The 2,362-nt window shown below is 43.7% G+C and carries 3 protein-coding genes; all 3 read left to right on the top strand.

Features of this window, described 5'->3' with window-relative positions; all coding sequences use genetic code 11:
- Nucleotides 1-918 (top strand): RHS repeat-associated core domain-containing protein (locus B4U49_RS00705; RefSeq protein WP_143735450.1); only part of this gene is annotated, 918 nt, incomplete at its 5' end.
- 10 nt (nucleotides 919-928) lie between these two features.
- A complete protein-coding gene (locus B4U49_RS18785) occupies nucleotides 929-1,288 on the top strand; it encodes a hypothetical protein (RefSeq protein WP_143735449.1) in 360 nt (119 codons plus the stop codon).
- Nucleotides 1,289-1,550: 262 nt separating this feature from the next.
- Nucleotides 1,551-2,030 (top strand): hypothetical protein, encoded by a 480-nt coding sequence (locus B4U49_RS00700; RefSeq protein WP_078082687.1) that lies wholly within the window; start codon nucleotides 1,551-1,553, stop codon nucleotides 2,028-2,030.
- The last annotated feature ends 332 nt before the right edge of the window (nucleotides 2,031-2,362 follow it).

The following is a 2,362-nucleotide window of genomic DNA, read 5'->3' as shown; positions in this document are numbered from 1 at the left end:
ACAGAGTTTCTTTGGAATGGCGATGTGCTGTTACAGGAGGCCACGAGAGACGTTGCTAGTGGCCAGGATCTGAAATCTCGTACCTACTATTTTGAACCGGCAACCTTCACGCCGGTTGCCTTAAGTGAAAATAGTGAGACTTATCAATATCACCTGGATCATTTGGGCACGCCAGATGTACTGACCAACGCGAATGGAGACGTGGTCTGGAGTGTCAGTTACAAGTCGTATGGAAACTTAGCCTTAGCCCATTGTGAAAAAATTTCCCAGCCGATTCGTTTTCAGGGGCAGTATTTTGATCAAGAGAGTGGACTGCATTACAACCGGTTTAGATTTTATGATCCACATCAGGGCGCATTCTTAAATCAAGATCCGATTGGCTTAGAAGGAGGGATAAACAATTATTCTTACGCGCCTAATCCGATCGGTTGGATAGATCCTTATGGCTTAACTTGTAAAGAAAATCAGTGGAATACATTTCAAAAGCGTTCGAAAGGCGTTTTTAAAGATAGCACGCAAGCTTCGGAAGGTTATAAGCTCTGGAAGAATCAAGAGTGGGACAAGTTACAAGGCTTACTTGGTCCGTCAGCTTGGCCCCCCAATCGGGGTGCGGTGAATGTTAGTAAATTTTCGTTGAAGCCGGGAGATGGAATTGATCGCTATGGAGGTTGGGTAGACGACTTAGGATTTCATGACAAAGGGACGTTTGTTTCACCAATAGGTGAGTCATTTCCTTCCAGGGCTTTACCTGACAACACACTTAATAAGCCTTATAACCAGTATGTTGTACTTAAAGAGTTCGAAGTCGAAGCCAGTCCGGCTATTCCTTGGTTCGGGAAGCCCGGGATGGGGGTTCAATATGAACTCCCGGCAAATATCGATGACTTATTGGAGGCTGGAGTAATTGCTCCTAAATAGGATGGAAATTTTGGAAAACCATTTAAAAAAAACGATAAAACTATACGATGGAGATGAAAGGGGGTTTATAGAGAAAGATTTTTCTTGCAAGTGTTTATCATGTGGTGATTCATCTGTATCAAGGGTGGTTGGCGGGCGTCCATTGAGTGGGCTTACTGCAGCTAACCCTGAAGAAGTCGTTGCTACTCTAGATGGGGTGAAGGCGGTTTCTGTGGCAGGTACTACTTTCTACAAGATAGATGGATTGCCCCTCCAGTTTCAAATTAGCTCGTGTGATCATTGCAGTGAAAAGACGTTAATAGTTCTTTCATCCGGTGAGTATCAGCCGGGGAGGTATATGGCAAATTTAATTGGTTTGTACCTATTGTAGCGGTAGAGTTTTAGTATATTGAATGCAGTGTTTTGAGTGGGCATCTTTGTTATTTGCAAATGATAGTCTCGGACAATCCATCATTGGCACGAAGAGCCTGCGTGACTTTTTCGGTCTAGCTCCCGCTTGTAGTACTATCCAAAATGCTAATCCCTCAATAACACCGTTCACTGGGTGGCAGTGTCCCTGATTTACTTGTGGTGATCTAGAGAAAAGCGGTGCAGTAAAGATTATCCCTGCAAAAATTATTAAGGGCATTTAAATGTTGTTGCATACTGATAGGTTGCCATCCGGGTATGCGATGATTGGTCAGGCTGAAAATATCGGCTTTGATGCTGAAAGGTTGTTTTTTGTAAGGTCGGATACGCATCTTTTCGTATTAAGCAAGTCCCCAGTCTTGAGCTTTCAAAAGGAGGATGAGCCGGGGATAAAAGTAGCGCAATCTGTGTATCCGGTCACTGCGGCTGCTTGGTTCGTCGAGGCTGTAGAAAATCAGCTGTGGAAATCCTCCAAAGAAGGTGGCTTGCCGGAGGGCGTATACCACGTTGTTAAAGAGATTGATGGCGAAGAAATTAAAGTGTCACGAGATATGAACTGTGGTGCGAGATATCAAAAAGGGATTTCGTGGAAAAATTTGAGTAGAAAGCCAATTGATAGAAATTTCGGGTATCAAGAGCGACAGATTACTGATCAGGCACTAATTGAAGGTGGGGTTTTAGATATTCTTCGTAAAGTGATTTAGTTTAGAAGTGATTTGTTCGGTCTATACGGCCGGACTTTTTCTATTTGAATATGTTTTTCTCTATTTATGTGGCTGGCCTGCATTACGTTCATTAAAAAGAAGTTTTTTAAGGTTAATTTTTTAGTGCCCTCAAGGCTTCCGGTAATCTGTAGGATTGTTAGAAACAATTGCTCAATCTAACGGGCGCAGAACTGTTTACCGCAATGATGGCTGTGCTAGGTCAAATCCCGCACCAATCCCGATGGCAGCGAGCTGCAATATCTCTACGATGGTGAGCGCAACCTGGTCGGCCTGATCAATGAACAGGGCGAGCGCTATCAGCTGAAGTACGA

This window comes from Microbulbifer mangrovi, assembly GCF_002009015.1.
In the GTDB taxonomy this organism is placed as follows: Bacteria; Pseudomonadota; Gammaproteobacteria; order Pseudomonadales; family Cellvibrionaceae; genus Microbulbifer; species Microbulbifer mangrovi.
This window is presented reverse-complemented; position numbering and strand designations above follow the sequence as displayed.